Origin of the sequence: Actinomadura soli (assembly GCF_005889715.1) — a bacterium.
GTDB classification, from domain to species: Bacteria; Actinomycetota; Actinomycetes; order Streptosporangiales; family Streptosporangiaceae; genus Spirillospora; species Spirillospora soli.
On sequence record NZ_VCKW01000145.1, the window covers coordinates 1 to 22,298 of the forward strand.

At 69.0% G+C, this 22,298-nt stretch carries 23 protein-coding genes and 2 pseudogenes; 10 read left to right on the forward strand and 15 right to left on the reverse strand.

The window, feature by feature from the left end; translation table 11 throughout:
• Both ETD83_RS25335 and ETD83_RS25340 read left to right on the forward strand, forming a co-directional pair.
• On the forward strand, nucleotides 1–222 hold a 222-nt coding region (locus tag ETD83_RS25335), incomplete at its 5' end, for a type II toxin -antitoxin system TacA 1-like antitoxin (protein ID WP_138647709.1).
• A 139-nt stretch (nucleotides 223–361) separates the two neighbouring features.
• On the forward strand, nucleotides 362–736 hold the full coding sequence (locus tag ETD83_RS25340; RefSeq protein WP_138647710.1) for an NUDIX hydrolase: 375 nt from the start codon (nucleotides 362–364) through the stop codon (nucleotides 734–736).
• Here ETD83_RS25340 and ETD83_RS25345 read toward each other — a convergent pair.
• On the reverse strand, nucleotides 729–1,148 hold the full coding sequence (locus ETD83_RS25345; RefSeq protein WP_138647711.1) for an HIT family protein: 420 nt from the start codon (nucleotides 1,146–1,148) through the stop codon (nucleotides 729–731). The genes ETD83_RS25340 and ETD83_RS25345 overlap by 8 nt on opposite strands.
• 404 nt (nucleotides 1,149–1,552) lie before the next feature.
• On the opposite strand from ETD83_RS25345, the gene ETD83_RS25350 reads away from it, so the two are divergent.
• Nucleotides 1,553–2,218: an ABC transporter ATP-binding protein gene (locus ETD83_RS25350; RefSeq protein ID WP_230421164.1), complete on the forward strand. Its 666-nt coding sequence runs from the start codon at nucleotides 1,553–1,555 to the stop codon at nucleotides 2,216–2,218.
• Nucleotides 2,215–2,904 (forward strand): hypothetical protein, encoded by a 690-nt coding sequence (locus tag ETD83_RS25355; protein ID WP_138647713.1) that lies wholly within the window; start codon nucleotides 2,215–2,217, stop codon nucleotides 2,902–2,904. Before ETD83_RS25350 ends, ETD83_RS25355 begins: the two co-directional genes overlap by 4 nt.
• Nucleotides 2,905–3,044: 140 nt before the next feature.
• Here the strand turns inward: ETD83_RS25355 and ETD83_RS25360 are convergent, their stop codons facing one another.
• From ETD83_RS25360 to rlmN, 3 genes are all read right to left on the reverse strand, one after another.
• Nucleotides 3,045–3,872, reverse strand: a complete 828-nt coding sequence (locus ETD83_RS25360; RefSeq protein ID WP_138647714.1) for a YwqG family protein — start codon at nucleotides 3,870–3,872, stop codon at nucleotides 3,045–3,047.
• 63 nt (nucleotides 3,873–3,935) lie between these two features.
• Nucleotides 3,936–4,442, reverse strand: a complete 507-nt coding sequence (locus ETD83_RS25365) for a DivIVA domain-containing protein (RefSeq protein WP_171064426.1) — start codon at nucleotides 4,440–4,442, stop codon at nucleotides 3,936–3,938.
• Nucleotides 4,443–4,507: 65 nt separating this feature from the next.
• Nucleotides 4,508–5,650: a 23S rRNA (adenine(2503)-C(2))-methyltransferase RlmN gene (gene rlmN / locus ETD83_RS25370; RefSeq protein ID WP_138647716.1), complete on the reverse strand. Its 1,143-nt coding sequence runs from the start codon at nucleotides 5,648–5,650 to the stop codon at nucleotides 4,508–4,510.
• 112 nt (nucleotides 5,651–5,762) lie between these two features.
• Between rlmN and ETD83_RS25375 the strand changes: the two genes are divergently transcribed.
• Nucleotides 5,763–6,908 carry a suppressor of fused domain protein gene (locus tag ETD83_RS25375; RefSeq protein WP_138647717.1) on the forward strand — a complete coding sequence of 382 codons (1,146 nt, stop codon included), beginning with the start codon at nucleotides 5,763–5,765 and terminating at the stop codon, nucleotides 6,906–6,908.
• On the opposite strand, the gene ETD83_RS25380 is transcribed toward ETD83_RS25375, so the two are convergent.
• The 5 genes from ETD83_RS25380 to rpsB form a co-directional block, all read right to left on the reverse strand.
• A complete protein-coding gene (locus ETD83_RS25380) occupies nucleotides 6,905–7,684 on the reverse strand; it encodes a phosphatidate cytidylyltransferase (RefSeq protein ID WP_230421166.1) in 780 nt (259 codons plus the stop codon). The two genes, ETD83_RS25375 and ETD83_RS25380, sit on opposite strands and share 4 nt — an antisense overlap.
• A 353-nt stretch (nucleotides 7,685–8,037) precedes the next feature.
• Nucleotides 8,038–8,595, reverse strand: coding sequence for a ribosome recycling factor (frr, locus tag ETD83_RS25385; protein WP_138647718.1), 558 nt, complete (start codon nucleotides 8,593–8,595; stop codon nucleotides 8,038–8,040).
• Between the two features lie 93 nt (nucleotides 8,596–8,688).
• Nucleotides 8,689–9,387: a UMP kinase gene (gene pyrH / locus ETD83_RS25390; protein WP_138647729.1), complete on the reverse strand. Its 699-nt coding sequence runs from the start codon at nucleotides 9,385–9,387 to the stop codon at nucleotides 8,689–8,691.
• A gap of 371 nt (nucleotides 9,388–9,758) precedes the next feature.
• Nucleotides 9,759–10,595 (reverse strand): translation elongation factor Ts, encoded by an 837-nt coding sequence (gene tsf, locus ETD83_RS25395; protein ID WP_138647719.1) that lies wholly within the window; start codon nucleotides 10,593–10,595, stop codon nucleotides 9,759–9,761.
• Nucleotides 10,596–10,680: 85 nt separating this feature from the next.
• A complete protein-coding gene (gene rpsB / locus ETD83_RS25400; RefSeq protein ID WP_138647720.1) occupies nucleotides 10,681–11,718 on the reverse strand; it encodes a 30S ribosomal protein S2 in 1,038 nt (345 codons plus the stop codon).
• A gap of 387 nt (nucleotides 11,719–12,105) precedes the next feature.
• Here rpsB and ETD83_RS45475 point away from each other — a divergent pair, with 387 nt between their 5' ends.
• The gene (locus ETD83_RS45475) at nucleotides 12,106–12,819 is read left to right on the forward strand and encodes a murein hydrolase activator EnvC family protein (protein ID WP_138647721.1); all 714 of its coding nucleotides are present in this window, start codon (nucleotides 12,106–12,108) and stop codon (nucleotides 12,817–12,819) included.
• Between the two features lie 145 nt (nucleotides 12,820–12,964).
• Nucleotides 12,965–13,111 (forward strand): annotated as a pseudogene (locus ETD83_RS44810) (IS481 family transposase); the annotation flags it as partial.
• Here the strand turns inward: ETD83_RS44810 and ETD83_RS25415 are convergent.
• On the reverse strand, nucleotides 13,108–14,019 hold the full coding sequence (locus ETD83_RS25415) for a tyrosine recombinase XerC (protein WP_205717878.1): 912 nt from the start codon (nucleotides 14,017–14,019) through the stop codon (nucleotides 13,108–13,110). The pseudogene ETD83_RS44810 and the gene ETD83_RS25415 overlap by 4 nt on opposite strands.
• A gap of 155 nt (nucleotides 14,020–14,174) precedes the next feature.
• On the opposite strand from ETD83_RS25415, the gene ETD83_RS25420 reads away from it, so the two are divergent.
• The 3 genes from ETD83_RS25420 to dprA are packed head-to-tail and all read left to right on the forward strand — an operon-like array spanning nucleotide 14,175 to nucleotide 17,271.
• Nucleotides 14,175–14,528: a YraN family protein gene (locus tag ETD83_RS25420; protein WP_138647722.1), complete on the forward strand. Its 354-nt coding sequence runs from the start codon at nucleotides 14,175–14,177 to the stop codon at nucleotides 14,526–14,528.
• Nucleotides 14,528–16,081 (forward strand): YifB family Mg chelatase-like AAA ATPase, encoded by a 1,554-nt coding sequence (locus ETD83_RS25425; RefSeq protein ID WP_138647723.1) that lies wholly within the window; start codon nucleotides 14,528–14,530, stop codon nucleotides 16,079–16,081. The genes ETD83_RS25420 and ETD83_RS25425 overlap by 1 nt, the downstream gene beginning before the upstream one ends.
• Nucleotides 16,078–17,271: a DNA-processing protein DprA gene (dprA, locus tag ETD83_RS25430; RefSeq protein ID WP_138647724.1), complete on the forward strand. Its 1,194-nt coding sequence runs from the start codon at nucleotides 16,078–16,080 to the stop codon at nucleotides 17,269–17,271. Before ETD83_RS25425 ends, dprA begins: the two co-directional genes overlap by 4 nt.
• Nucleotides 17,272–17,864: 593 nt before the next feature.
• On the opposite strand, the gene ETD83_RS25435 is transcribed toward dprA, so the two are convergent.
• The 5 genes and pseudogenes from ETD83_RS25435 to trmD form a co-directional block, all read right to left on the reverse strand.
• Nucleotides 17,865–18,179, reverse strand: a complete 315-nt coding sequence (locus ETD83_RS25435; protein WP_138647725.1) for a DUF2469 domain-containing protein — start codon at nucleotides 18,177–18,179, stop codon at nucleotides 17,865–17,867.
• The gene (locus ETD83_RS25440; protein WP_138647726.1) at nucleotides 18,176–18,901 is read right to left on the reverse strand and encodes a ribonuclease HII; all 726 of its coding nucleotides are present in this window, start codon (nucleotides 18,899–18,901) and stop codon (nucleotides 18,176–18,178) included. The genes ETD83_RS25435 and ETD83_RS25440 overlap by 4 nt, the downstream gene beginning before the upstream one ends.
• A 987-nt stretch (nucleotides 18,902–19,888) precedes the next feature.
• Complete coding sequence (lepB, locus tag ETD83_RS25445) at nucleotides 19,889–20,764, reverse strand: signal peptidase I (protein ID WP_230421165.1); 876 nt, start codon at nucleotides 20,762–20,764, stop codon at nucleotides 19,889–19,891.
• 233 nt (nucleotides 20,765–20,997) lie between these two features.
• Nucleotides 20,998–21,348: a 50S ribosomal protein L19 gene (gene rplS / locus ETD83_RS25450; protein WP_089312872.1), complete on the reverse strand. Its 351-nt coding sequence runs from the start codon at nucleotides 21,346–21,348 to the stop codon at nucleotides 20,998–21,000.
• Nucleotides 21,349–21,466: 118 nt separating this feature from the next.
• Nucleotides 21,467–22,030 (reverse strand): annotated as a pseudogene (gene trmD, locus ETD83_RS25455) (tRNA (guanine(37)-N(1))-methyltransferase); the annotation flags it as partial.
• Between the last annotated feature and the right edge of the window lie 268 nt (nucleotides 22,031–22,298).

The following is a 22,298-nucleotide window of genomic DNA, read 5'->3' on the forward strand; positions in this document are numbered from 1 at the left end:
CCCGACGACCACCTCACCGTCCGCCCCTCCCCGGACCAGCTCCTCGTGATCCGCAAAGCGGCCGAACTGATCGGCTGGACGGTCACTGACTTCGTCCTGTCCGCCGCCCTGGACAGGGCCGAACGTGACCTCTACGAACACGCCGCCGCCTTAGCTCCGGCCACGCCCGCAGAAACAGACCCGACAGGTCCCTACACGGCCCTCCTCCTGGCCCTGACCTGAGAACCTCGCCCTGACCTGCGAACCTGTCCGTCACCGAGCGTCCGTGGAGCGCGCAGTGGACGACCCTTTGGCGCGAGATCACCGGGGTAACACACTCACGGCATTCCTCCCGTCCACCCCCGTACCCGTGGACGCGCCGATGCCCGCAGCTCTCGCCGCCGTCTGGCACGCCCGGCACCTGCTCCTGGTCTTCGACCGCCACCGCCACCAGTGGGAATTGCCGGGAGGCTGGATCGACCCCGGTGAAACACCCTGGCAGGCAGCCGTCCGCGAACTGCACGAGGAAGCCGGCCTCCACCTCCCCACCCTCACCCTCGCCGGTTACGGACGCTTCCACTTGGCCGACCCACCCCACGACGAATACGCAGCCGTCTACACCGCCCGCGTGACCACCCGTCACACCACCTTCGTCCCCAACGAAGAGATCAGCGCAATCCGCTGGTGGGACTCGACCACCCCCTCCCCCAACGACGCCCAGATCCTCGACACGACCTTGGCCCTGCAGGTCAGGTGAGACCGCCGGACAAACGCGCCGCATAGTCCGCCGCCTCCTCATCGGACTCGTATTTCTGCCGCGGCCAAAAGAACCCGCGAAGCCCGTCCTTCCGATTACGCGGAACAACGTGAACATGCAGATGCGGAACGCTCTGACTCACCCGGTTGTTCATCGCCACGAACGACCCGGCCGCGCCGAGCACCGACTCCATCGCGCCGGCAAGGCGCTGCGCATGCTCGAAGAACGGCCCCAGAAACTCACCGGGCAGATCGGTGAGCGTCTCATAGTGATCCCTGGGAACCAGCAGCGTGTGCCCCTTGAACAACGGCCGCGCATCAAGAAACGCCACCGCGTCCGGCGCGTCCATCACAACATGCGCGCTCCGCTCCCCCTTGACGATCTCGCAAAACAAACAAGCCTGCCCAGCCATCCCGACCCCTCTCCTCCATCCAAACACCCACGGGGCTCACACATACCACCCCCCTAAGACCAAACACCGCTCCACGCAACACTCTCCACCCGCCCAAACCGTCCCCATCACCAAGAGCACCCTCCGCCAGCCACAAGGCAACCGCCCAACACCGACAGACGACCACAAGACCACACCCTCATCCACCTCCAAAGCCAATCATCCGACAAGCTCCCCCTGCCCACCGCTCACCCATACCGAAATCCAGACAGTCCCCGCCCGTCAGGCGACGTCGGCCACGTCCCGGTTCTTCGGGCATCGTCGGCCGTCCTGGGTTAACGCGGTCCTTACGGGCGGGGGGTTACCGTGCGGTTTCCATGCGGTTGGAAGGTGTGGCCTTTCGTTATCACCGGAGAGATCCCTGGGTGCTCAGGGACGTCACCCTGACGCTGCTCCCCGGCAGGGTGACCGAGGTGACGGGGCGCAACGGGGCGGGAAAGTCCACGCTTCTGCGCGTGATCGCCGGTCTGCGCGGCCCGCACAAGGGCATCGTCAAGGATCGGCCCAGACGCGTCGGGTACGCCCCCGAACGCTTCCCGGTGGATCAGCCGTTCACCGTCCGCGGCTACCTGGGGCATATGGCCGCGATACGCCGCGTTCCAGCGGATCCCGTCGGGGCATGGGCGGAGCGGCTCGGCTTTGGTCACCTCCTCGATGTGCGGCTTCCCGAATTGTCGAAAGGCAGTGCGCAGAAGGTCGGCCTCGCGCAGGCGCTCATGGACGACCCAGGCCTGCTCATCCTGGACGAGCCTTTCGCCGGCCTCGACGCGGCCACCCGCGCGGCACTGCCCGCCCTGATCTCCGAGTTCGCGGCCGAAGGAGCCATCGTGGTCGTCAGCGACCATCAGCGCTGCATCGAGGCCCTCCCCGGCATCGACCGCCTGCGTGTGGACAACGGGACGGTGACCAGCATCCCTTCCGAGAAGACCGACTGGACCGTTCTTGAGGTCGAGGTCCCCGAGGACGAAGCCGACACCGTGGAGACCAAACTGCGAGCGGACGGCTACCGGGTGCGGAGGCGGAAGCGATGATCGCGCTCATCAGGTTCCAGGTCGCGGGTTATGTCCGTTCGCTGCGCATCCTGCATCCGCTGATCGTCGTGGCGCTGGTGGTGGTCCTGGTCCTCGTCCAGGGACCGAGCGGACCGGACGCCACCGATCTCGCCGTCGGGACGTTCGGGGACGTGGCGGCGTTCATGTTCCCGATCTGGGCATGGGCGGCGCGCGCCCTCCTCGACACACAACCCGACGAGCAGCGCGCCCTGACGGCCACCGCGGCCCGCCGCCGCTCCATGCCCACCTACGCGGGACTCCTCTCGGCCTACGGTGTGAACGTCTGCCTGGGCATCGTCGCATTGGCTGTTCCTCTCCTGCAGGCGCTTCAGGTCGGTGCGCCCGGCCGGGCGATCTTGGCAGGTTGTGCGCTGAATCTCCTCGTCGCCGTGCCCGGAACGCTGCTCGGCGCATGGACGAGCCGTCCGCTCATCCCCGGCCCCGGCGTTTCGCTGCTCGCGTTGTTGAGCGCCGCCACCGCGCTCGTGCTCCTCGGCCTCGGACGGCTCTCCTGGCTGTCCGTCCCGATGATCGAGTGGCTCCGGTCCGCTCACGATGGCGCGGCCGAGTTCACCGCCCGGTTCCCGGCCATCGCCCTCCACCTCGCTCTCTGGTCCGTCCTTGTCGGCACCGCCTACGTCGCTCTAGCCCATCGCCGCCCTTGACCCGACAGTCCCGAGGGTCTGGGGCTATCCCCTCACAAGGCGGCAGCGTGACGCAGGACGTTCAAACCCGGACGTCGACCGTTCAGTACCTGCCGCTCGCCCTGCCAACCACGCCCGGCACTGCTACGTGTGGTCGGGTGTTAGGCGGCTTGGAGGGTTAGCCACGATTGCTCCAGTGGGTCGTCGGGGCGAGCGCAGAAGTAGACGCGGCCGGGGTCGCCCCAGTACCAGCCGAGCCGTTCGTCGGAGTCGAGTTGGAGCAGGAGGCGCCACTCCTCCACGGCCCGATGCTCGTCTGCGGAAAGCGGCGGGAGGCTGAGGGAGTCCAAGGGGCGGCCCGTCGAGGCGTACAGGCAGTCTGGACCGATGGGGCGCTGGACAAGGGCCGGCCACCCGCCGAGCTGATGTGCGGGCGCCTCGTCCGGTGAGGAGTACTGCGACCAGACGGCGTGCAGTTGCTCGTAGACGGCCAGGAAGCCGCTGTACGTGGCCTCCAAGCGGCGCATGGAGATCTCCTGGGGTGAGGGCAGGGAGAGGAACGGGGCGGCGCACAGGCGGATCTGGGGATAGGCCGATGCGCCAGGCGGCGGGACGGTGTCGTTGAGGTCACCGGTGTAGATCCGCCAGCCGTCCCGCTGCGCCGCATCGTCGCCCCACGGACGGGGCACCTCGCTGGCGTAGTAGAACGCCGCCTTGCCGGATGAGGGGAGGCCGGGAATGTCGCCGAAATGGGCGAGGTCGGCGAAGTCGATCGCGCCGAGGAAGTCGAGGGGGCGTCCGTTCCACCGGGGCCAGGTCTCGCCCGGCGGCAGCAGCGGGACGCCGCCCAGGCGGATGGGCGCCTCGCCGCCGGTGCCCAGCCTCAGCGCGGGCCTGGCCAGGGGCATCAAGGCGGCCGTGATCTCGGGGGGCAGGAAGACGGCGAGGAGGGCCCGGAGCCGCCGGTACTGTGCCGCGAAATGATCCATGCACGTAGCGTTACGCAGCCCCGCTCCGGCACACAACGTCCGGCGAAATTGTGGATAACTTCGTCAGCGGCGTTCGAGGGCGCCCGCGAGCTGCACCAGGAAGCGGTCGACCTCCTGCTCGTCGTAGCCGGGTCCCAGCCGGACGACGCGGAACGCGCTCTCCCGCACGTCCCGGGCGGACACCGGTGGGGCGACTCCGCGCAGGCCGGCGATCACCCGGTCGAGGAACGCGTCCACGTCGCGGACGTCGTATCCCGAGCGCAGGCCCGCGCCCGAGAAGCGGGCGTTCTGGATCCAGTTGATCAACCAGGCGGGTTGCACGCGCGGGCGGCCCTGCCTGTCGGCCATCGGCCCCCTCGCCTGGAGTTCCAAGATGCATTCGCGTACCAGCCGGTCCACCGCTCGGGGTTCGTAGCCGCGCAGGACGACGTCGAAGCGGGTCTTGCGCACATCGTCCGCCGACAGCGGCGGCCCACCGTTCAGCGCCTGCGAGATCCGTCTCAGCAGGCCGTCCACCTGTTTCCGGTCATAGCCGCGCAAGACCACCGGCAGCCGCGCACCCGTTCGCACCGCGCACCTGCTCCTCAGCCGTGTCCCCGCGCCCGCGCGGCGCCAGGGACGCGCCTGCGGAACGCTCAGTCCTTGGTCGACGCGGCCAACTGGCCGCAGGCCCCGTCGATCTCCCTGCCCCGAGTGTCGCGCACCGTGACCGGGATCCCGTGGGCCTCCAGCCGCCGGACGAACTCGCGCTCGTCCTGGGGCCGCGACGCGGTCCACTTGGAACCCGGCGTTGGGTTCAACGGGATCAGATTGACGTGTACGAGATTCCCGCGCAAGAGCCTGCCGAGAAGATCGGCCCGCCAGGCCTGGTCGTTGACGTCCTTGATGAGGGCGTATTCGATCGAGACCCGTCGCCCGCTGCGGTCTGCGTAGGCCCAGGCGGCGTCCAGCACCTCGGCGACCTTCCAGCGGTTGTTGACGGGCACGAGCTCGTCGCGCAGCTCGTCATCGGGTGCGTGCAAGGACACTGCGAGCCGGACGGACATGCCCTCGGCGGTGAGCTTCTCGATGGCCGGGACGAGCCCGACCGTCGAAACGGTGACCGCGCGCTGGGAGATGCCCAGGCCGGCGGGTGCCGGGTCGGTGATGCGCCGTACCGCGCCCATCACCGCCTTGTAGTTGGCCAACGGCTCACCCATGCCCATGAACACGATGTTGGAGACGCGACCGGGCCCGCCTGGGATGCGCCCGCGAGCCAGTGCGCGCGCGCCGGCGGTGACCTGTTCGACTATCTCGGCGGTGGAAAGGTTGCGTGTGAGCCCTGCCTGGCCCGTCGCGCAGAACGGGCAGTTCATGCCGCACCCCGCCTGGGACGAGACGCACATCGTCGCCCGGTCGGGATACCGCATCAAGACCGACTCGAACAGGACGCCGTCGAACGCCTTCCAGACGGTCTTCAGGGTCGTCCCGTCGTCGCAGTCCATCTCGCGCACGGGGGTGAGCAGCGTGGGCAGCAGCTCGGCCACAAGCCGCTCTCGGACCACAGCGGGCAGATCCGTCATCTTCGCCGGGTCGTCCACCAGGCGGGCGAAGTAATGCCGTGACAGCTGGTCGGCCCGGAACGGCTTCTCCCCCAGCTCGGCTACCACCTCGCGGCGTTCCGCGGAGGTGAGGTCGGCGAGATGCCTGGGCGGCTTACCACGCCTCGGAGCGGCGAAGACGAGCTTCGCCGGAGTCTTCTCGGACGCGGTACCGGCGACGGCGGGCTGGGTAGACATGATGCATCCAGTGTCGCAAACACCTGCCTGTGCATCGTCCGTCTACGGACAGCCCCTACCCGCGCCCGCGACATTCCTGCACATGACCTTGTGTGCGACTAAGGTCTCGATCATGTCGGTTTTGCGCAGGGGCACCGCCTCGTCCGGTGGATCCAAGGCCACCGTCGTCCACACCGCGGTCAGCCCGTACGGCAGCCGGCGGCTCGCCATCGAGACCGACGGCGACGTCACCGCGGCCTACCTCAAGGACGCACGGGACTCGGTGGTCGGCGCGGTCTGGGTCGCGAACCACCGCAAGGCCCCCTCTGAACTCGACCGGTCCCGGCTGGAGGCCGGCCGTGCGCCCCTCCTGCCCGGGTCCCACGTACGGCATCCGGCGGGCCGTCCGGCCCTGGACGCAGGGGGTCTGGAGGTCGTGTGGTTCGAGGAGGGCGACGGTGTGGCCGTCCTCGAAGCGGGCGACCCGCTGTTCGTGATCCCCGGCTGGTCCGACATGGGACGCGGCATCCCCGGATACGCCCGCGACGCCACGCGGCAGAGCCCGTTCGGCTTCCCGCTGGCCGACGAGATCGAGGACTTCGGGCCGCGGATCGACCGGGCGCGCGAACACTGGAAGATGTGCCGCGCCGACGGCTCCTGGGCGGAGTTCCAGCAGTCGGTGCTCGGCCACCTGCTGCAGCGGCTCGGGCCCGGGGGCCACTACTGGCACGACGTAGGACGGCAACTGGGAAACGGACGCACGGGCGTGGCCCCCACAGTGGGCGTCTCCGAACGTCCTGCACGGGGCGACCGGGAGTTCACCGTCCTGAGCACGGTGGGGATGTGCCGTCAGCGGATGCCCACGGTCGAGCTTTACGAGGACGACATCGCCCCGTATGGACGAATAGAACTCGCCGTGGCAAGCACCCTGCCCAGCCAGCGGGCGGGCAGTATCTTCCCGTGGCTGTCGCAGTACCCGTGGCGGTCGGTGACATGGTTCGCGCCCGGAGACGTCGTCAAGTGGTACCACGAGGCTCGCACGTTCCCACTGCGCAGCGGCGAGTCGGTCTGGGAGGGCGTGCTCCTCTTGGACGATCCCAGCCGCTTGGCCGGTCCCAAGTCCCCCGACCTGACCGGACTGACGCTGAACGGCGATTCCGTACGGTGGCTGTGGCTCGTGCCCCTCACCGGTGAGGAACACCGCTACGCCAAGAACGAGGGCTCAGACGCGCTCGTACGGCGCCTCGCCCAGCAGCGCCGCTCATGGGTCGTCTCCTAGCTCGGGACGAACAGTTCCAGGAGCAACCAGACGACGGGGGCCGTCACCACTAGGGAGTCCAGGCGGTCCATCACACCGCCGTGCCCTGGAAGGATCGTTCCCAAGTCCTTGATGCCGAGGTCACGCTTCATCATCGACTCGACGAGGTCGCCGGCGGTCGCGGTGACCACGACGGCAAGGCCCACCAGCACGCCCTGCCATATCCTGCCGCCGTCCAGCAGCCACCACACCAGCCAGCCGCCGACGAGCATGCACATGAGGGCGGAGCCGGTGACTCCCTCCCAGGTCTTCTTGGGGCTGATCGTGGGTGCCAGTTTGTGCTTGCCGAGGAACGATCCCGCGAAGAAGCCGCCGGTATCGCTGGCCACGGTGGTCGCGATGAAGATGACGATGCGGTGGTCGCCGTCGTCCGGGCGCATGAGCAGCGCAACGATCCCGCCCACCAGCACCAGGTAACCGGTCACGAGCGCCCCGGTGGAGACGTCGCGCACATAGCCGTCCGCGCCCTCGGTCATCCGCGTCGTCAGCAGGGCGAGCATCGTGAGGGACACTGCCGCGACCGTGGCGGTGGGCCCCCACACGTAGGCCACCACGGGTGTGCCGACCATGCCCGTCGCGACCGGGATGAACGGGACGTTGATGTCCCGGCTCTTGAACGACTCGGTGAGCTCCCGCATACCGATGAAGAGGAACACGATCATCACGGCAAGGAAGATCTCCTTGACCGTGTAGAGAGAGAGCAGGACGAGCGAGCCGAGCGCTAGGCCAACGCCGATCGCGAGGGGAAGATTGCGGCCCGTCCTGGTCTGACGCTTACCCTCGGCCGCCCCAGAAGCGCCGTTCGCAGAGGCCCCATCCGCAGAAGACCCTTCTGCGGAAGGCCCGCTTGCAGAGTTCCCGTCCGTCCTGGAGAACGCCCCTCCGAAGGCCGTGGCCCCGGAAGGCACGCCCCCAGAAGACGCGTTCGTGGACGTGCTGTCAGAAGGGGGCGCGTGTGCGCGCGCGCCTGAACCAGGTGTGGCGCCGGAAGGCGGAGTGCCCTCGATGGAGGCGTCCGGTGTCGGGCCGGACATGTCGGCCTCCGGCTCATCCGGGGAGCGCGAGGGCTCCCCGGCGTCGTCGAATCGCATCAGACTTCGAGCAGTTCGGCCTTCTTGTGCTCGAGCAGCTCGTCGATCTGCGCCACGTAGCGGTGCGTGGTGTCGTCGAGTTCCTTCTCGGCACGCCGGACCTCGTCCTCCCCCGCCTCGCCGTCCTTGGCGAGCTTGTCGAGGGCGTCCTTGGCGCGGCGGCGGACGTTGCGGATGGAGACCCGGCTCTCCTCGGCCTTGTGGCCCGCGACCTTGATGAACTCCTTGCGCCGCTCCTCCGACAGCTCGGGGAAGACGACCCGGATGACGTTGCCGTCGTTGGTGGGGTTCACGCCGAGGTCGCTGTCGCGGATCGCCCTCTCCACCGCCTGCATGGACGACTTGTCGAAGACCTGGACGATGACCATCCGCGGCTCCGGGAGCGTGAACGACGCCAGCTGGTTGACCGGCGTCGGCGTCCCGTAGTACTCGGCGGTGATCTTGTTGAACATCGCGGGGGTGACCCGGCCCGTACGGATGGCCTGGAAGTCCTCCTTGGCGACCGCGACCGCCTTTTCCATCTTCTCCTCTGCTTCGAGGAGGGTCTCGTCGATCACTGTGACTCCCATGTCATCTGGTCGGGCCCTGGTCGTGCGGGCGGTTCGACGCTACGTTCCGTACCGCGTCCCGCATTCGGTTCCGGGCCGCGGTCAGCCTTCCGCCGGGCTGACCAGCGTGCCGATCTTCTCACCCCGGACGGCCCGGACGATGTTGCCCTGCCCCATGAGGTCGAAGACCACGATGGGGAGCGCGTTGTCCATGCAGAGGCTGATGGCCGTGGCGTCCATGACCTTCAGCCCTCGCTGTAGAACTTCACCGTAATCCAAACGGTCGAACTTGACCGCGTCTGGATTCTTTCGAGGATCGGCATCGTAGACACCGTCCACTTGCGTGGCCTTCAGTACGGCCTCAGCACCGATCTCCAGCGCGCGCTGGGCGGCGGTGGTGTCGGTGGAGAAGAACGGCTGTCCGAGACCTGCGCCGAAGATGACGACACGGCCCTTTTCCAGGTGCCGGATGGCGCGTCGCGGGATGTACGGCTCGGCCACCTGGCTCATGGTGATGGCGGTCTGCACGCGCGTGTCGAGGCCGAGCTTCTCCAGGAAGTCCTGCAGGGCGAGGCAGTTGATGACGGTGCCGATCATCCCCATGTAGTCGGCGCGTCCGCGGTCCATCCCGCGCTCCGCCATGACCGCGCCACGGAACATGTTGCCGCCGCCGCAGACGACCGCTACCTGCACGCCGTCCCGTACGGCTTCGGCGATGGCCTCCGCCACATGCTGGACGACCTCGGGGTCGATGCCCAGCGGGTCGCGTCCTGCGAATGCTTCGCCGGAGAGCTTCAGCAGGACCCGTTTCCAGCCGGCGCGGGGCGCGTGCTGGGCGGGCGTGTGCGGCTCCGCCTCGTGCCGGCCGGCTGCGCCATCGCGGGACGAGTTTCCATCGGACGGCTTCCGCCCCGACGCGTTCCCTCCGGACGAGTGGCCGCTGGACGGGGCTCGACCCGACGGATTCCGACCGGACGACGTGTTCCGGCCCGTCGCACCTCGATCGGAACCGTTCCGACCGGAACCGATACCGTCCCGATCGGCAACGTCCCCATCTGCGACGTCCTGATCGGACGACGAGGCCGCCGTCGCGCTAGTGGTCGTCTTGTCCGGCACGTCGGCGGCCTCCTCGTAGCTTCGTGTTCTCTCGGGTATCTGTCTCCAGAATGCCCTTATGCCTGCCCGACCTTGAACCGGGCGAAGCGGACGACCTTCACGCCGGCCTCGTCGAGGACCTTCGCGATCGTCTTCTTGCCATCCTTCACGAACGCCTGCTCGACCAGCACGAAGTCGCGGAAGTAGGCGTTCACCCGGCCTTCGACGATCTTCGGGATGGCCTGCTCGGGCTTGCCCTCGTCGCGGGTGAGCTGCTCGGCGAGCGCCCGCTCCTTCTCGACCGTCTCGGCGGGGATCTCCTCCCGGCTGAGGTACTTGGGGGCCATCGCCGCGATCTGCTGGGCGATGTCCTTGGCGACCTCGGGGTTCTCCGCGTCCAGTTCGACCAGCACGCCGGTGGTCGGCGGCAGGGACGGGTCGGACTTGTGCAGGTAACTGGCCACATAAGTGCCCTGGAAGTGGGCGAAGCGGCGCAGCTCCAGCTTCTCACCGATCTTGGCGCTGTTCTCCTCGATCAGGGCCTGGACGGTCTTGCCCGGCTCGATCTCGGCGGTGAGCAGGGCCGGCACGTCGGCGACGCCGCTGCCGGCGGCGAACTCGACAAGGCGCTTCGCGAGCTGGATGAACTGCTCGTTCTTGGCGACGAAGTCGGTCTCGCAGTTGAGCTCCAGGAGTGCCCCGTCGCGGGAGTCCGCAAAGTGCTCGGCGACCAGGCCGTTGGCGGCGGTGCGCTCGGCGCGCTTGCCGACGTCCTTGGCGCCCTTGAGGCGCAGCAGTTCCGTGGCCTTCTCGAAGTCGCCGTCCGCCTCGGTGAGGGCGTTCTTCACGGCCATCATGCCGGAGCCGGTCAGGTCGCGCAGCCGCTTGACGTCTGCGGCGGTGAAGTTAGCCATCGCTCTCTTCGCTTCTCTCGTCGTTGGTCGTGTGACCCGCGACGGTCCCGGCGGCGCCCCGTGCGGGGCCGCCGGGACCGCGGGATCAAGCCTGCTCGGCCTCGGCGGGCTTCTGGGCGTCCTCGCCCTCGGCCTCGGAGCTAGCGGCGGGCTCTGCGGGGGCCTCTGCCGGCACCTCCTCCTGGACGGGGGGTTCCTCCTGGACCGGGGCCTCCGCCTGGGCCGGGGTCTCCTCCTCGGCCGGAGTCTCCGCGGGCGCCTCGGCGGGCGCCTCGGCGGGCGCCTCGGTTGCGGCCGGGGCAGCGGCGGACGCCTCGGCGGCGCCCTCGTCCGGCTTGAGCAGGTCACGTTCCCACTCGGCCAGCGGCTCCTCCGAGCCCGCCGCCGCGGCGCCCTCTGCCGGCTTCTCGTCCCCGCCGGTGGCGGCTCCCGCGCGCGCGATGAGGCCGTCCGCGACGGAGTCGGCGACGACGCGGGTCAGCAGGCTGACGCTGCGGATGGCGTCGTCGTTGCCCGGGACGGGGTAGTCGACCTCGTCGGGGTCGCAGTTCGTGTCCAGGATCGCCACGACCGGGATACCGAGCTTCTTGGCCTCGTTGACCGCGATGTGCTCCTTCTTGGTGTCCACGATCCAGATGGCGCTCGGGACCTTCGCCATGTCGCGGATACCGCCGAGGGTGCGCTCCAGCTTGTCCTTCTCGCGGCGCAGACCGAGAAGCTCCTTCTTGGTCATGCCGGATCCGGCCACGTCGTCGTAGTTGATCTCCTCCAGCTCCTTGAGCCGGGTGAGCCGCTTGTGGACGGTGGAGAAGTTGGTGAGCATGCCGCCCAGCCAGCGCTGGTTGACGTAGGGCATGCCGACCCTGGTGGCCTGCTCGGCGATGGACTCCTGGGCCTGCTTCTTGGTGCCGACGAACAGGATCGTCCCGCCATGGGCGACCGTGGCCTTGACGAACTCGAAGGCGCGGTCGATGTAGGACAGTGACTGCTGCAGGTCGATGATGTAGATGCCGTTGCGCTCGGTGAGGATGAAGCGCTTCATCTTCGGGTTCCACCGGCGGGTCTGGTGGCCGAAGTGGACGCCGCTCTCCAGGAGCTGCCGCATGGTGACGACGGGTGCCATTGCCCGTGTTCTCCTTCTCTGGCCCTTCCGGGCCGCATTTGGTTGAACGCCTGCGCCCGGGTGTCGTCCCACCGTCGCCGTGGCGACGGACCGAGGGACGGCGCCCCACCATGTCTGCGGTGGCATGCGGACGCGTGAAATCAGCCGCCGGGAAACCCCAGGCGGCTGTGACCCGTTCCCGGGTCTGTGACCTCTCCGCTCAAGGCGGCTTCTCGCCGTTCCTCCCTTAGGGCGGATCGTCGACGGCCTAGCCCTGGCCGGTGTCCCCTCGGACACGCCTAACAGATTATCAGGGCCCGGACGTGTCCGGGAATCAATGGCCCGCCGGTTATCCACAGTTCGCAGACTCCCTCGAACTCGGTGGGCCGGGGCGGCAGGCTTCGGTGCATGACCTTGCTGACGCTGCTCCTCACCTGCATGATCGCTGCCGGGACGCCTGTCCTGGACGCGTGGAAGCCGGGCCTGGACGCCTGGCGGTGGCCCTTAGGGCCGCCCGCTCCGAAGGTCGTCCGGAGCTTCAGCCCGCCCACGTCCCCGTGGGGAGCCGGCCACCGGGGCGTCGATCTCGCCGGGCGGCCGGGGCAGCCGGTCTATGCCGCCGGTCCGGGGCGCATCGCCTACGCCGACCGCCTGGCCGGACGCGGCGTGGTCGCCATCGATCATGGTGTCCTGCGGACGACCTACCTGCCCGTCCGTCCCAGCATCGGCGTTGGTCGCCGGGTCACGTCGGGCACCCGGATCGGCACCTTGGAGGGCGGCCGCCACTGCCCGGCGCCCTGCCTGCACTGGGGCCTGCTGCGCGGCTCCCTTTACCTGGACCCGCTCAGCCTGGTCCAGCGCCGGATACGGCTGCTCCCCCACTGGGCACGTCCCTCACCGTCCCAGACCCATCAAGTCCCTGAGCCGGCGCCCGAGCCAAGGACGGTCCTGCGTGACGCCACCACGGCGACGGGTGGGGCGCTTACGGGCATGGCATTGGCGTTCACTCTGGCCTTCGCCTGGCGCCGCACCCGCGTCCGCTTCCGCCTGCACCGCCGCCGCCGTCCACCGCCGGGCGTCATCAACCTGTCCCAGGAACGCCGCCTACGCCGCACCCCCTGACCCTGAAGGCTGCCGCGCCCTGGTGGCCTGCCGCCCATCCCTTGGGCGGCGGGCCACCTGCCTACGCCACCGTGCCCAGACCTGACCCAGAGCCCCTAGCTCACCGCGCCCCAGCACCCGGCGTCCCGCCCCGGCATGAGCAGGCCACGCCCGTCCCTACACCTCAGAAACCGAACGCCGCGCCGCACTTGCACCCTGGCTGCACATGTACCACCATCACCGCAGCCACGCCGCGCTCGCAGGCCACCCACCGGCCAGCCGCATACCTAACCTCTCAGGTCAGTACACCTAGTCGGACTGGGCTCCGCGCGGGTGGGCCTGGCGGTGGACCTGCTTGAGCCGCTCGGCGGACACATGGGTGTAGAGCTGGGTTGTCTGCAGGGAGGCATGCCCGAGGATCTCCTGGACGCTCCGGAGGTCGGCTCCACCTTCAAGCAGGTGGGTGGCTGCGCTGTGGCGAAGGCCGTGCGGGCTTAGGTCGGGCACCTCGCCCACCTCGGAGATCCGAGCGTGGACGATGCGGCGTGCAGTCGTCGGGTGCAGGCGTCCCCCGCGGGCGCCCAGAAAGAGCGCGGGGCCACTGCCGTCAGTCGCCAGGGCTGGGCGTCCTGCACGGAGCCAGTCCTGGACGGCGCGGGCCGCCGGTTCCCCTACGGGGACGGTTCGTTCACGTCCGCCCTTGCCCAGAACCCGGACCGTGCCGCGCCCGGTGTCCAGGTCGTCGATGTCGAACCCGCACAGTTCACTGACCCGTACGCCCGTCGCATAGAGCATTTCGAGCACGGCGAGGTCGCGCAGCCCCAGTGGGCCTTGGGTGTCCATGGTGTCCAGGAGGCGTGCCGCCTCGTCCCGTGTGAGCACGTCGGGGAGATCCCGCTGCCGCTTGGGCGTGCCGAGTAGCAACCCTGGATCGTCCGAGAGTTGGCCGCCCCGGTGCAGATGCCGGGTGAACGCGCGCACAGCGGCCGTGCGGCGGGCCAAGGTGGCACGGGAACGACCCAAGGCGTGTTGACGGGCGAGCCAGGCCCGCAGTAGCGAGACGTCGAGGCCCGCCGGCTCTGTCACGCCGATGTCCGCGGCGTAGCCGATCAGGTCCTTCAGGTCACCGAGGTAGGCGCGCAGCGTGTGCGGTGAGACGTCGCGTTCGGCGCGCAGGTGGCGGCCGAAGTCGGAGACGGCGTCCTCCAGCGCGTTGGTCACAGCGTCACGCTGCGCCAACAGCCGTGCCGAAGCAAGCACCGGACCCCGATTTGCGGCGAATCGCCGAAAACGTTCTCCAAAGTTATCCACAGGTTGTCATTTCTTGGCGACGCAGTGTCACGACTCGGCATCGTCGAGAACTGGAGGTGAGGCCCGTGACAGCCCACATCAGCCTCGGCCGACGTGGTGAAGACGCCGCCGTCGACTACCTGGTCGAGCTCGGCTGGACGATTCTCGACCGCAACTGGCGGTGCCGCGAAGGCGAGCTCGACATCGTCGCCTACGACGGCCGGAGGCACGTCATCTGCGAGGTGAAGACACGCGGCTCGTCCCGCTTCGGAGACCCCTTCGAGGCGATCACCACGGACAAGGCGGCCCGGTTACGGCGGCTGGCCTGGCGGTGGGCCGCCGCGCACGGGGTCAGCGGCACGCACGTGCGGGTGGACGTCCTCGGCCTGGTCACCGACGGCGGCGGCTTCACGGTCGACCACCTGCGGGAGGTGTGCTGATGACGCTCGCGAAGACCCGTTCGGTCTCCCTCATCGGGGTGGACGGCTGCGTGGTCGACGTGGAGGCCGCCATCACCAGCGGAGTCCCCGGCCTTCACCTGGTCGGCCTCCCGGACACCGCGCTCAGCGAGGCCCGCGACCGGGTCCGCGCCGCGATCTTCAACTCCGGTGAGGACTGGCCCAACCGCCATGTCACGGTGTCGCTGTGCCCGGCGAGCATGCCGAAGAAGGGGTCGACTTTCGACGTCGCCATCGCGATCGCGCTGCTCGCGGCCGCGGAGGTCGTCCCCGCGCGGGCCTGCGCCGATCTGGTCCTGATCGGCGAGCTCGGCCTGGACGGCCGCTTGCGGCCCATCCAGGGCGTGCTGCCCGCCGTGCTCGCGGCCGCCAACCAGGGATGCCGGACGGTCGTCGTCCCACGCGCGAACGCCGCCGAGGCGGACCTCGTCCCGGCCATGAAGGTGGTGCCCGCGAGTACGCTGCGCGGTCTCCTGTGCCTCCTGCGCGACGAGCCGCCGCCCATCGAGGAGGACGAGGACGACAGCGGTTCCCGTCCCGCCGACGGTCTCGCCCTACGGCAGCAGGACATCCCACCCGACCTCGACCTGGCCGACGTCCGCGGGCAGGCCGAGGCCCGCCGCGCCCTGGAGATCAGCGCCGCCGGCGGCCATCATCTCTTCTTCGCAGGGCCTCCCGGCTGCGGAAAGACGATGCTCGCGGAACGGCTCCCGACGCTGATGCCGCCGCTGGAACCCGACATCGCCCTGGAGGTCACGGCGATCCACTCCGTCGCGGGAACACTGCGGCCGGGCCAGCCGCTCATCACCCAGCCGCCGTTCTACGCGCCGCATCACACCGCCTCGCGCGCCTCCATGGTCGGCGGCGGCTCCGGCCGCGTCCTTCAGCCGGGTGCCGTGTCGCTCGCCCACAGGGGGATCTTGTTCCTGGACGAGGCTCCGGAGTTCTTCGGGGGAACGCTGGACGCCCTTCGCCAGCCTCTCGAAGAAGGCGAGGTGAGGATCAGCAGGATCGAGGGCATGGCGCATTTCCCGGCGCGCTTCACGCTCGTCCTGGCGGCGAATCCGTGCCCGTGCGCCGCGGCCAAACAGATCGACTGTTCCTGCGCCCCGGGCACGCGCCGCAAATACGCCTCCCGCCTGTCCGGCCCGCTCCTCGACCGCATCGACCTCAAACTCGAACTGACACCGGCCAGCCGGGCCGAGCTCCGCTACGACCTGGAGTTCGCCGAGTCCAGCAAGGTGGTGGCCGAACGCGTTCTGCTCGCCAGGGAACGGACGGTCAGGCGCCTGGCCGGAACCCCGTGGCGCTGCAATTCCGAGATCCCCGGCCCGGAGCTGCGCCGCCGCTTCACGCCTTCGTCGGAGGCGATGGAAGGCGCCGACGAAGCCCTGCAGAGGGGCGCGCTCAGCGCGCGCGGCCTCGACCGCGTGCTGCGCGTCGCGTGGACCATCGCGGATCTGGCGGGCCACGACGAACCGGGCCCGGACGACATCGGCGGCGCGCTCACCCTGTGGTCAGCGGGGCGCCAATGAGCGACGAACGCACCGCCCGCGCCACCCTCACCGCGGTCGCCGAACCCGGTGACGCCTTCCTCAACCGGATCGTCGATCACTCCGGGCCGGAGCGGGCGCTCGAATCGATCCGCACCGGCCGGCTCCCCGACGACGTGCCCGCCGACATGAAGGAGATCAAGCGTCTCGAAAACTGGCGGATCCGCCTGATCGCCGCCGAACCGGACCAGGACATGGCCGTCTGCGCCCAGTTCCGCGGACGTCTCATCTGCCCGGGTGACCCCGAGTGGCCGACGACGCTGGACGACCTCGGGAGCGCCCGTCCCTACGCGCTGTGGCTGCGCGGCCCTGGCGACCTGCGGTTCAGCTGCCTGCGTTCCGTCGCCGTCGTCGGTTCCCGTGCCGCGTCCCCCTACGGCATGCGGGCCGCCGCCGACTTCGCCTCGGACCTGGCAGACGCGGGCTGGACAGTGATCTCCGGGGGCGCCCTGGGCATCGACGCGGCCGCGCACCGCGGCGCCCTCGCCGCCGACGGACCCACCGTCGCCGTCCTCGCCAACGGTGTCGACATCCCGTACCCGGCGGCCAACGAAGGGCTCTTCGCGGAGATCGCTCGGCGTTCTCTCCTGGTGAGCGAGTCACCGCCGGGCACCCACCCGCACCGGCTCCGGTTCCTCGTCCGCAACCGGGTGATCGCCGCACTGTCCCGGGGCACGGTGGTCGTGGAGGCGGAGGCCCGCAGCGGCGCTCTCAACACCGCGAGCTGGGCGTCCAAGCTCGGCCGCATGGTCATGGCCGTGCCCGGCCCGATCACCAGCCGGTCCTCGGTCGGCTGTCACCGGCTCCTGCGCGAGGACGGCGCCACCCTCATCACCCGAACAGACGAGATCATCGAGGCCGTCGGACGTCTCGGCGCCGATCTCGCCCCGCCGCGGCACAGCCCCGTCCTGCCCCGCGACCGGCTGGAACCGGTCACCCGGGCCGTCCTGGAGGCGTTCCCGGCCCGTGGCGCAGCCGGTCCCGCGCAGCTCGCCGTCAACGCGGGCGTCGACCTGACGACGATCAACGCGAAGCTGGGGCTCTTGGCCGCCGCCGGTTTCGTCGAGCGCGCGTCTTCGGGCTGGCGCCTGACCCAGGCAGGCAAATCCCCCAAGGGCCCTGCGGACGGCGACTCCCACCCTCCGACCACCCTTCACCAGGAGCCCGAATGACCCACCCAGACCATTCCAGCCGGACGGTCAGCACAGTCCCGCAGGCAGGGCAGCAGCCGCACAACGCTCGCCAGCTGGACATCCCAAGTCGGGCCACGGCTCTCTTCCCATCCTCACGACAACCGACAGCCTCAGGGCACAAGCAAGCTCAGGCAGGAGGCGAGCACAGGACGTCCGATAAGCGAAGGATCGCCTGGCGGCCGCCGTGGCCCGGCATCCCGCGAAGCTCGATCCGCCGCGAAATCACCCTCGTCTCAGCCCGCCGCCACTCCCCGCCGCGACGCGTCACGGCCAATTCGAAACTCACGGGTCAACGCGGGAGAGGAGTCACCTGGCGAATGAAGTGATCCGGGCCCGACCTCACGGGCTCACTAGAAACTCAAGGCACCAGCCCAAACCGAGCCTCGGGTCACGCTGACGGGCACATCACGGCGCCGGCCGATCCCGGTGAGAAGCCACCGCACCCTTCAGAAGGGGGACCCGACTCGTTGCAGCGCCCCTAGCGAGCACCCGGCAACCGCAAGAAGGCGCGCTCGACCGGCCCACTTGAATCAAAGTCCGCCCCTATGAGGCCCCAGCCGAAGGGAGGCGCCTCACTGGTCCGAGGGGAGTTCGAAGTCGGTCTTGGCGAGTTCTTCGACGTTGACATCCTTGAACGTGACGACACGCACGTTCTTAACGAAGCGGGCAGGACGGTACATGTCCCAGACCCAGGCGTCCTGCATCGTCACCTCGAAGAAGACCTCGCCGTTGTCGACGCTGCGCACCTGAAGGTCGACCGAGTTGGTGAGATAGAACCGGCGCTCGGTCTCGACGACGTAGGTGAAGAGCCCGAGAACGTCGCGGTACTCGCGATAGAGCTGCAGCTCCATCTCGGTCTCGTACTTCTCGAGATCCTCGGCGCTCACGCTCGTGCCCCTTCCGTGTAGCCCTCGTCCGGGACCTCCCCTTCGGTCTCCTCGACCAAGGCCACTTCTCCATTGTTACGCAAGGCACGCCCCACATTGACGTAGGAGAACCGATGCTCAGGACAGGGTCCGTGCGCGTTGAGCGCTTTGCCGTGTGCGCGGGTCACATATCCCTTGTGAAGGTCGAATCCGTACTCCGGGTACCGCTCGTGGAGGGCCACCATGATCCGGTCTCGGGTGACCTTCGCGACGATGGACGCCGCGGCCACACACGCTGCCGCCTGGTCCCCTTTGATCATCGCGAGTCCAGGGACGTCCAGGCCGGGGACGGGAAAACCGTCGCTGAGCACGTAGGCGGGCCGCTTGTCCAGGGCGGCGAGGGCCCGCCGCATCCCGGTGACGTTGCAGCGGTGGAGACCGATCCGATCGATGTCGTGGCAAGGGATGATGACCGCGCTCCACGCGTACGCCCGCTCGATGATCTCGGCGTACAGCTCCTCGCGTCGCGCGGGGGTGAGCAACTTGGAGTCGGTGAGGCCGTCGATCTTGCCTCGCCCGCCCTGAAGGATCACCGCGGCGACGACCAGCGGCCCCGCGCACGCGCCCCGCCCCGCCTCATCGACGCCGGCGACCGGGCTCAGCCCTCCATGCTCCAAAGCACGCTCAAAGGCGTGGAGCCCGGCATCACGGCGCGGCGTGAAACGAAGTGGACGTCCCTTCATGCTCCGCAGCGTACGTCCCCACGCCCCTCCACCGCTCCCTGAACGCCGCCGTTCCCACCATGTCCCCGATCACCCGTCGGGGCGCTCCAATCGCCCCGTCAGAACCGCACAACCACCGTCCTGAAGGCCGGACATGACCGACGCCTACCCTCGCCCACGTCAGCAGACCTATACCACTCCCCCTGGCCCTGGCCCGGTCCCGGCCCGAGGATCGCTGCCTCCCCGAACACCGACAATCACACCACGCCCGAATGACAGCAAGACATCGCTCGCGCTGCCGTGCCACCCGCCAGTACGCGCCCACACCCGCTATCCCAGCGCCAAGCCCACCTCACGTCCCCAAGACCGACGACCACCGGATTCAAGTCAGAGCACCGCGCACCGAGCCGACCACACATCGGCGGCAGCTCCGGGGTTCTCACCCCGCACCTCGCTCCGTACGCCCCGCCCACCTCGAAAGCACCTGACTGCCCACGCCTACCTCGTCTCGGCAACACCCGACTGCCCACGCCTACCTCACCCCGGAAACACCTCACTCCAACAACCCCCCGCCTGACCCCGGAAGCACCCCGCTCTATACGTCCCCTCACCCCGAAAGCACCTGGCTGTGTATGCCTGCCTGGCCCCGGCGCCCACGGTCTGGACTCCTTCCTCGGGGCGAAGTCCGAAAGCACGACATCTCGAGGGCGTGTCTCAAGGTGGGCCTCAGCGCACGCGGGGGCGTCTGGCTTGCCTGAACGCGGCGACGCCTATGCGAGCCCGAGCGGGCATTTCATGCGGTGATGCTGCGCTCACGCACGACCCGGCTCGGTCGCGAGCCGCCGGGCGAGCGGCAAGACGGCACTTTGAGGTACGGCCTAGGCCCTGAACAGGCCAGGTGCCTGGCCGAATTCGGTTCTCGTCAAATTGATGCGCGGAGTCTGTTGCACCTGTCCGGGCGCATTCAATCTATTTGACAATTGCAAGATCGTCTTTTCTTGCTTGGCCTTAGGTGGCGTTGAGGCGGCGGCGTCTTAGGAGGTAGGCGAGGGGGAGGGTGCTAATGACGCCCAGGGCGTAGGGGGTGGCGGGGAGTGCGGCGGCCAAGGCGTTCTGTTTGAAGGTGTTGGGAATCGGGAGGGTGCCCATGCGGTCAAGCGGCCAGACGATGACGAAGGCGCGGCCGATGACGCGGTTGATCGGGATGGTGCCGCCGCCTGGGTCGCCGCGGTGGGCGCGGGAGTCGTAGGAGAGTTCACGATGGTCGCCCATGACCCAGAGCTGGCCCGGCTTGACGGTGACGTCGAAGGGCTCGTTGGACGGTTTGTTCCGCTCGTGCGTGATCGGGTCGGTGAAGATGTAGGAGTCCTCGTCCAGCGGGACGCCGTTGACCGTGACGCGGCCCTTGGCGTCGCAGCACTTGACGTGGTCGCCGGGGATGCCGATGACGCGCTTGATGTAGTCCTTCTCGTTGGGAGCGACGCCGAAGGCGGTGCCGACGGCGCGCAGTGCCCGGGAGACGGGGTTGCCGGGTTCCTCGACCTGGATTTCCGGGTCCCAGGAGTCGAGGCCGTTGAAGACGATGACGTCGCCGCGGGCGATGTCGCGGGTGTGGTAGACGATCTTGTTGACGAGGACGCGGTCACCGACCTGGAGAGTGTTCTCCATGGACCCGGACGGAATGTAGAAGGCCTGGACCGCGAACGCCTTGATGACGAGGGCGAGCACAACGGCGACCACGATGAGGACGGGGAGCTCTTTCCAGAACGAGCCCTGCTTCTTCTTTTTTCGCTTGCCGCCGTCCTCGGAGCCGTCGGCCGTGTCCTCGGCCGAGTCAACGGGCTCCTTCTCTTCGGGCACCGCGCCCTCGGCCTCGGATCGCACGTCTCTCCGATCGTCCTCATCAGTCATCAGAGCGAAAGCCTAGCGGCGCGGGGCCCCGCGGACGCCGCCCGTGGGCGTGTCGTCAGGGAGCAGGTCGGCCATTTCCATCCGAAACTGGCAACGCCCCGGTCACCGTTTCGGGTTCCCGGGGCGCTGTCATTCATTGGCTCAGATCGGCCTGTTCGTCCTTGGCGATCGAGTGGGTCGCGGTCTCGGTGGCGGGTGGAAAGGATTCAGTGGTCGCGCTTCTCCTTGATACGCGCGGCCTTGCCCCGCAGATTGCGCAGGTAGTAGAGCTTGGCGCGGCGGACGTCGCCGCGGGTGACGACCTCGATCTTGTCGATGGAGGGACTGTTGATCGGGAACGTCCGCTCGACACCGACGCTGTAGCTGACCTTGCGGACCGTGAAGGTCTCGCGGGCGCCGCCGCCCTGACGCCGGATCACCACGCCCTGGAAGACCTGGATACGGCTCCGGTTGCCCTCAGTGACACGCACGTGCACTTTCAGCGTGTCGCCCGGACGGAAGTCCGGGACGTCGGCGCGCATCGCGGCCTTCTCGATCTCCTGGATCAGGGTGTGCATCGCAGCGCTTCCTCATGGTCGAACGCGGGCGTCGAGAGGCCCCGGTGGGTCATTCGTGGGGGCATCGCGCCGCGGGAAGTGGTCGTGGGGTGCCGTGCGATCTGGACGCACGGACGCTCTAGTCTGCCATATCTTCGGCGTCAACCGGAAAACCGGCCTCGCGGAGGACGGCGCGGTCCCGTTCGTCGAGGTCCTCCGGGGCGAGACGGGCGAGCAGGTCGGGACGGTGCCGCGCGGTGCGGCGGATCGCCTCGTCGCGCCGCCAGCGCGCAATCGCCCCGTGGTGACCTGAAAGAAGGATGTCCGGGACGGGCCGTTCCCGCCAGACGGGGGGCTTCGTGTACACGGGGCCCTCCAGGAGCGACTCCATGGCGCCGGGCGCGAACGAGTCATCGGCGACGGAGTCGGCGTTGCCGAGGACGCCGGGCAGGAGACGTCCGATCGCCTCGATCATGACCAGTACGGCGACCTCACCACCGGCGAGTACGAAGTCGCCGAGGCTGATCTCGTCCACGGGCATCCGTGTGCGGGCCTCTTCGACGACGCGTGAGTCGATGCCTTCGTAGCGTCCGCAGGCGAAGAGGAGCCAGGGCTCCGATGCGTAGCGCGCCGCGTGGGCCTGCGTGAACGGTCGTCCGCTCGGTGTGGGGATGATCAGCCGCGGGACCGTGCCAGACGACGCCGGTGGGTCTGCTCCGAAGCCGGTTAGGGGCGCCGCGCTCGCAGACGGCCCCCCCGCAGACGACAGGTGCGGGGTCGCGAGTGGACGGCTTGCGGGCGGCGAATTCGTAGAAGGCGGTGTGCCGGGCTGCGGGCTGGCGGGCTGATTCGCGGGCGGCGAAGCCGTAAGAGGCAGCGGGCCCGCGGGGGGCGGCGTGCCGAAGGGCGGTGAGCTCGCGGGAGGCGGCTGACTTGCCGGGGGCAGTGGGCCCTGGCTCTTATACACATCT